The 7,073-nt window shown below is 37.6% G+C and carries 5 protein-coding genes and 1 pseudogene; 2 read left to right on the top strand and 4 right to left on the bottom strand.

Annotated features, from left to right (window positions below; translation table 11 throughout):
* Positions 1-136: 136 nt before the first annotated feature.
* Together HMPREF0106_RS19610 and HMPREF0106_RS19605 are read right to left on the bottom strand one after the other, a co-directional pair.
* A complete protein-coding gene (locus HMPREF0106_RS19610) occupies positions 137-2,737 on the bottom strand; it encodes a hypothetical protein (protein ID WP_009039137.1) in 2,601 nt (866 codons plus the stop codon).
* A 34-nt stretch (positions 2,738-2,771) separates the two neighbouring features.
* Complete coding sequence (locus tag HMPREF0106_RS19605; protein WP_009039138.1) at positions 2,772-3,257, bottom strand: acyltransferase; 486 nt, start codon at positions 3,255-3,257, stop codon at positions 2,772-2,774.
* A gap of 571 nt (positions 3,258-3,828) precedes the next feature.
* Here HMPREF0106_RS19605 and HMPREF0106_RS19600 point away from each other — a divergent pair.
* The gene (locus HMPREF0106_RS19600) at positions 3,829-4,326 is read left to right on the top strand and encodes a DUF4143 domain-containing protein (protein WP_230297202.1); all 498 of its coding nucleotides are present in this window, start codon (positions 3,829-3,831) and stop codon (positions 4,324-4,326) included.
* Between the two features lie 45 nt (positions 4,327-4,371).
* Positions 4,372-5,925, top strand: a complete 1,554-nt coding sequence (locus tag HMPREF0106_RS19595; RefSeq protein ID WP_009039139.1) for an ATP-binding protein — start codon at positions 4,372-4,374, stop codon at positions 5,923-5,925.
* Positions 5,926-6,094: 169 nt separating this feature from the next.
* On the opposite strand, the gene HMPREF0106_RS19590 is transcribed toward HMPREF0106_RS19595, so the two are convergent.
* Together HMPREF0106_RS19590 and HMPREF0106_RS19585 are read right to left on the bottom strand one after the other, a co-directional pair.
* Positions 6,095-6,706 (bottom strand): HU family DNA-binding protein, encoded by a 612-nt coding sequence (locus tag HMPREF0106_RS19590; RefSeq protein WP_009039140.1) that lies wholly within the window; start codon positions 6,704-6,706, stop codon positions 6,095-6,097.
* A 97-nt stretch (positions 6,707-6,803) separates the two neighbouring features.
* Positions 6,804-7,073, bottom strand: a pseudogene (locus tag HMPREF0106_RS19585) (ISAs1 family transposase); the annotation flags it as partial.

A 7,073-nucleotide genomic window follows, 5' to 3' on the forward strand; every position in this document is an offset into this window, starting at 1 on the left:
TTTTAGTTATATATTCATGTAGCTTTGTGCAAGATGGGCGACCTCTTGTCGCACGTTTTGGGAACAAAGGTAAGAAGCATTATGGAAAATTAATGGATGCAGTTAGCTGATAGCTTACGCTTGCAAATAATCGCTCCTATTTCTTTTTTGCATATACTATTCCAATTCTGATAAGGAATAGCTGCATCATATAAATATCCAAATCACTCATTTTCCTTCTATTGTCATTTCTGGAAGTGAAAGCGCACAAGAAAGCTTCCATATTCTTCAAATTGCCATTAAGTTTGATTGAAAAACAGCTTCTATTCATGTTCTTTGCGATCACTTTCATATACAAATCACGTGGTTGGGTCTTCTTGCTAATTTTAAAGTCAAAATCATAACTGTCGTGTTTTTCCAGTTCATCTTCCATGTCGATGACAGACCAGAAGTAGTCGTTGCCGGCATTAAACAAATCCAAAGGAAACCATCTTTTTTGAAAGTTCTCATCTAAGGAAGCGATTTGTACATTTTTTAGTAAATCTTTGTTCATTCTATAATATTTACTAAATGTATTAACCTGTTTTTCATCTAGTGTATTAGTAAAATCCAGTATAATATCGGAATGGATGGGTTTAGTAAAATTGTAGGAGACAATATGTCCTTTCTCTGTTTTAACAGTTAACAACAAAGATAGGTCGTCGCTGGATAGAGCATATGGTATCTTGATAAAAGACAGGCAGTTCCCGATATCTCCATTTTTTTCTGCGACATAGTAAAAGCTGATAGGATATTCTGTAAAATTAACGAATTCACGTCGGACGGTACAGAATGGGGGAGTAAGCAAATGAATGTCGGACAATTTCAGTTTTTGTCCGGAGGGACTGTTTAGCCCGAACATGATGCCATCAGCTATGGGATTTGTTTCCTTTCTTGATCCTTTGACGATTTGAGAGTGCATCGTTGACTGTAAAACTCTTACATCCCCATTCCATTGAGGAACGAAAGGTTTCAGGAATTCTCCGTAAGTAAGTTTGTGCACAGATTTATTGTTAAGTCGTTTCATTATAAAGAGTGCCAATCCTCCTAATATTAAAGAAATGATCGTACTCGTTAAATCAATCTGAGTATAATTTGTCAATAAGAAAAGCAAAGTCAGTATAATAGTAGAGTCCACTAACCATATTATGGGTATAGACGCTTCGGCGTTTCTTAAAATAGCTCGTTGATATAACAGTGTCGTAAAACTTTGCCACTGCATACAGAATTTTTCGTTGCCTGTCGTTTTATAAAAATAATCTTCATAAGCGGATGGAGACCATTTGAAAGGCAGATAAGGTACTATCAGGATATCAGCAAGTTCAAGATACTTGTCTTGTCCCGGATATAATCTCGCTTCTTCCAGCGGCATGACAAAAGAAAAGTCGACGTAACATCCTAAGCCAATCTCTCCTTCATCGGATACAATGGCAAAGTCATGGAACGATACAGATGTTTTTTTGCAGATTTCTTCCGGAATTCCTAACTCTTCCTTAATGCCGCGAAGTACGCAATGATAAGGACTATAATATTGGTCGTGTTCAACCAAATCTGTCCGGGAAAAGGATTCATTGACAGGGACGTGCAAAGTGGACCTGTTGTCGCTCTCTATATTTCCGCTTCTTGCTGCTACCAACATTTTTTTAGCTCCGCTGGCATCTCTGCCTCCGATAATTATATCAATCCCGAAAGAAGAAAACAAGAAGGCTAGCGATTCTACCAACAAAAGTTTTATGTTATCATTTGTTTTGTTGGTTCTGCATATAATTTCTTGAAAGATTCTCTTGAATCTGCGGTCCTTGAATATTTTTTTGAAAACTTTAAATGTAAAATGATCCGTTTCGTATATATCTAATAAAAGTTCGCCTTTTTCCAGTTTATAACCTCTAATTCCCACTTTATCACCAATAAAGCGGATGGAGCCATCTTTTGTGATATCTGACTGGACTTGTATAATGGCATTATAAACGTTTTCCAGAGAATATATATCCTTTAATATATCACATATAAATTCTTTGTGCCCATTTTCATTTTCTAGATAGAAAAATTGACTCCGGTCATATCCTTTTTCCCTGATTTTTTCTGTCAGACTATCATAATAGGCAACAATCTCGTTTTTTATGATTCTTTCAATGATAGATTTATCTGTTATCACCTGGCGGGTTTCGTATGATTCGTCAGTAGTGGCAAAATGAATCTTCATCATTCTGGGATTGGCAGGTATGTCTTTTACTTCCTTTAATGTGGTGGACAATATACCGACTAATCCTTTGGGGATAATTAGTGCAGCTTGTTCATATTTAAGATAGGGAAATTCTTTTATTCGTTTGAACGGTATCCGTTGTAGTATATGCTTGTAATTGGCGCAGCATTCGGTGATTACTATCCCTCCGACTGGTATCATTGCATACCACCTGTATTGGCCATCGGTTATAAAGAAAATAATTATTGTTATAACAAACAAGGTAATGTCAAATATGGCTCTTATCTTATATCGTGCCAGATCGACTTGTGACACTAACATCCAATTCAAAACTCTTAATATTACAATTTTTCTGATCCTTACAATTCTTTTGTAGATATTGAACAATGGAATGATTACTGGTATCGCGATAGATAAGAGAAAGAGAAGTTTGTTTGAAGTAATATTTGTGAAGATATCACTCCAGTCCAGATTATGAACATAGTCCACTGTCGCTTGAATTAGATTGTTTTCCATAATATTGATGTTTTGATAGGTGTTTGTTCAAAGATCAGAAATTTACAGGTCCTACAATTTTTGCAGGATTTCCAGCCACCAAGGTATATGCTGGGACGTCTTTGGTGACAACGGCACCAGCAGCAACCATGCACCATTCTCCTAAAGTTACCCCACACAAAATTGTAGCGTTGGCTCCGATAGAAGCGCCATATTTAACCACAGTCTCGCTGACGTCCCAATCTTCGGATGATTTTAATGTTCCGTCAGGATTTATGGAACGTGGATATTTGTCATTTGTGAAAGATACCGATGGCCCGACAAAGACTCCGTCTTCCAATGTCACGCCATGAGGAATCATAACATTATCTTGTATTTTGACTCTGTTTCCGATTATTACGTTTGAATCAATAAATATATTACGATGAATTTTGCATTCGTCTCCAATTTTAGCATTGGGAGCGATGACTGTAAATTCTTCAATAATAGTTCCTTTTCCTATTTGTGCGTTTGCAGCTATCTTAGCCGTTGTGTCAATCATGCTTTTCGTTTTTGTACTTCAGTCTACAAAAATAAGAATATAGAAGGACAAATGCAAGTTATTATTTAGCTCTTTGTTATTTCTTGATTATCAAGGTAAAACGTATGATCTGATTACAGATATGTCTGATCCTTATTATTTTAGCTGATGGAATAGAAACACCTTACAGGTGTAAATTGCCGATTTGGATTGTCGGCTTCCTGTATTAGCGAGGAACCTGTAGAAAATATTCATTTCTCATAATGTTTGTGGGACGTAAATAAGCGTGGATAAGCGGTTAATGGTAAGGCTTGAGTGAAATTGCCGAATGAAACCTGCAGTTTTTCTAGAAAATGCTAGTTCTATTCGGCAAATTACTCTATATTTGTCTGTATAACCCCAAAACAAGAAATGATGGATACACTTTATAGGTCATACCGGATGTTGCTTAGCAACATATCTACTGATTTTATCCGTTATCTCCATGATGAGATAGAGTGGAGTAGTAGGCTTATAGGAAAAGGGATATTTGCTTCGTTTACAAAGTATCATTAAGCAGACTTTGTAAAATGATATACCGACTTTTGCGAATATGAATATAGCAACAGCATTGAAATTGAAAAGACTGTTGTATATCATAGCGAAAAGTGTTCCGTTTAAACCTAATTTTACCAAGTTGGCGACTTTGCTTGATATGAATAGAAATACGGTTTCTGATTTGATGTGTTATCTGGAAAAGGCTGGAATAATTAATCAGCTTCGGGCAGAGACGGAAGGTGTCAGACTTTTAGGCAAAGTGGACAAGGTGTATCTGAATAATACGAATTTGGCTTATGCGCTTTCTGACAATACACCGGATATTGGTAACGTGCGTGAAACATTTTTCTTTTCTACTTTGCGAGTTGTTTGTCCGGTAACCACATCAGAAGTTGCTGATTTTACGGTGGGTGGTTATACCTTTGAAGTAGGTGGAAAGAATAAGTCGCAGAAGCAGGTGCATGATGTGGAGAATGCGTATGTTGTGAAAGATGATATTGAGTACGGAATGCGTAATGTGGTTCCTCTCTGGGCATTTGGTTTTTTATATTGAGATAATATGTATATTTGTACGATGTGAACTTAAACAGATTGAAATATGAGTGGCAAGATTTACCCTATCGGTATACAGAATTTTGAAAAAATTCGTAAAGGTGGCTATTTTTATATAGATAAAACAGCATTGGTTTATCAACTGGTGAAAACCGGAAGCTACTATTTTTTGAGTCGGCCGCGCCGTTTTGGCAAAAGTCTGCTTATTTCTACGCTTGAAGCCTACTTTCAAGGAAAGCGGGAACTCTTTGAAGGACTGGCTATGGAGAAGCTGGAAAAAGATTGGGTAAAATATCCTGTATTACATCTTGATCTTAATACGGAAAAATACGATACTCCGGAAAGTTTGGAGAATAAACTGAATGGGGCGTTGGTGGAATGGGAGAAGATATATGGCGAAGAGCCCTCGGAGAAATCTTTAGCGATGCGTTTTGAGGGGATTATTAAGCGTGCCTGTCAGCAAGAGGGGCAAAGTGTGGTGATCCTGGTGGATGAGTATGATAAGCCAATGCTGCAGGCTATTGGTGATGATGTTTTGCAAAAGAGTTTCCGCAATACATTGAAAGCCTTCTACGGCGCATTGAAAAGTCAGGACGGCTGTATCAAATTTGCTTTGTTGACGGGAGTTACCAAGTTCGGTAAAGTCAGTGTATTCAGTGATTTGAATAACCTGAATGACATTTCAATGTGGAATAAGTATATAGACATTTGTGGTGTGAGCGAACAGGAACTATACGATAATCTGGATGCCGAGCTTCATGAGTTTGCCAATGTGCAGGGAGTGACGTATGAAGAGATATGTGTCCGGTTGAAAGAAATGTATGATGGTTATCATTTCACGCACAATTCCAAAGGAATGTACAATCCCTTCAGTCTGCTTTTGGCTTTTGATAGGAATGAGTTTAAAAGCTACTGGTTTGAAACAGGTACTCCCACTTATTTGGTGGAATTGCTGAAGAAACACCATTACGACCTTCATCGGATGGCTCATGAAGAAACCGATGAACAGGTACTGAACAGTATAGATTCTGAATCTACCAATCCTATTCCGGTAATCTATCAGAGCGGGTACCTTACCATTAAAGGGTATGATGAAGAATTTGGTATTTACCGTTTAGGTTTTCCTAATCGTGAAGTGGAGGAAGGATTTATCCGTTTTCTGCTTCCTTATTATGCGAACGTCAATAAAGTGGAATCTCCCTTTGAAATTCAGAAATTCGTTCGTGAGGTACGTGCTGGTGATTACGAATCTTTTTTCCGTCGTCTGCAAAGTTTCTTTTCTGATATTCCATACGAGCTTGCCCGCGAATTGGAGTTACATTATCAGAATGTACTTTATATTGTATGTAAACTGGTCGGTTTTTATGTAAAAGCGGAATATCATACGAGTGAAGGCCGTGTGGATATGGTATTGCAGACTGACAAGTTCATTTACATTATGGAATTTAAACTGAATGGTACAGCGGAAGAAGCTCTGCAACAGATAAATGACAAGCACTATTCCCGACCATTTGAAACGGATTCACGAAAGCTTTTTAAGATTGGTGTGAATTTCAGTGCTGAAACGAGAAATATAGAGAAGTGGTTGGTCGAAAATTGAATTGCCTGCGCCGGAAATAAGATATTCATTTCTCATATTCTCATAGATTTGATTTAAATAGCAGATAATTAATAAAGTAAGCTATGAGAAATACTTTAAAAATTGGTATTTCTCATAGTTTTATTCGCAAATAGACCTTGATTTGGCTTATTTCTCATACCTGTTGAAGTCATTTCTCATAATGGCCCGGTGTTGGTATATAAATAGGCTGTGTGGGCTTACCTATATTCTGTAAGTTGCCTTTTGCTTTTAGGCGACGGATTTGCCTACTGGCCATACTTTGAGTGAAACTGCAGAGCGACTGCATATTGCTACGGGTTAATACAGGATGAGTTGCAAAATAGGCAGTAAGTTTCTTGTCGATCTCTTCTTCTGAAAGAGAAGCCGAATGTGGCTTGTATTTTGAACGTCGTAGATGAGTGCTCATGCACAAACTCTTTAAATCTCTGTCAGCCTGGAAATTAATGGACTTAAGTTTCACTTTGTCAGCACGAGTGGTAAGCGAGTGCACGGGTTCGGTAGCTTGCAATGTAATCTGGAAATAGCCGATTCCATCCAGATGTACTCGTTCTCCTTCGCATAGGTGGTTTCCCATGCATCTGCTCAATTCCATTAACATGGCTTCTACCTCTGCTTTCCCGAAAGTAGTTGCCATGTGGATTTCTCTTGCCAGCTTTTGAGTGGTCACATGTTGAAAATTAACCACTCGTGGGTGGTAACTAGGTTCTTCCCCTTCTTTTTCCGGTTGGGGATTCTTATAAAACTCGAATTGTATTGCCATCTTTGTTTTAATTTAATGGTTATTTATATGTTATGTACTGATGCTCTTAGTGTATCTTGCTTTTATTCTTTTATTATTCAACCGCAGGGCAGACGCATTAAAAATTATTGTTCTGTAAAAGTTGTGACAAATATTTTTCATCCCATCCGGCTTTTAGTCTTTTCAGATTCATACTTCCTTTTGTTGTTTTATCCTTCTTTAGTATGGTAAGTGCCATCTTTGTTGCCACCGAAAAGTTTCTGGCTGCATTTTTCACCTTTTTACTGTAGTCTTCTCGAAAGGTAACATCCAATTGCCAATGAAGATTATTCTCAATAGACCAATGCTGTCTGATGGCAGATGCAATCTCCTCCGGTTTGGTATTATC

Origin of the sequence: Bacteroides sp. D22 (assembly GCF_000163675.1) — a bacterium.
Lineage (GTDB): Bacteria > Bacteroidota > Bacteroidia > Bacteroidales > Bacteroidaceae > Bacteroides > Bacteroides xylanisolvens.